The organism is Pseudomonas sp. R11F (assembly GCF_050312575.1).
Taxonomy (GTDB): Bacteria; Pseudomonadota; Gammaproteobacteria; order Pseudomonadales; family Pseudomonadaceae; genus Aquipseudomonas; species Aquipseudomonas palleroniana.
Genome location: NZ_JBNPJU010000105.1, coordinates 1 through 203 on the forward strand (window position 1 = coordinate 1; position 203 = coordinate 203).

Annotated in this window: 1 rRNA gene; it reads left to right on the forward strand. The window is 48.8% G+C overall.

What is annotated here, in order from left to right:
- Positions 1 to 203: ribosomal RNA gene (locus ACQRBV_RS27615) — 23S ribosomal RNA — on the forward strand; the annotation flags it as partial.

A 203-nucleotide genomic window follows, 5' to 3' on the forward strand; every position in this document is an offset into this window, starting at 1 on the left:
TCTGGTTATTGCGATGGAGGGACGGAGAAGGCTAGGCCAGCTTGGCGTTGGTTGTCCAAGTTTAAGGTGGTAGGCTGAGATCTTAGGTAAATCCGGGATCTTAAGGCCGAGAGCTGATGACGAGTTATCTTTTAGATGACGAAGTGGTTGATGCCATGCTTCCAAGAAAAGCTTCTAAGCTTCAGGTAACCAGGAACCGTACC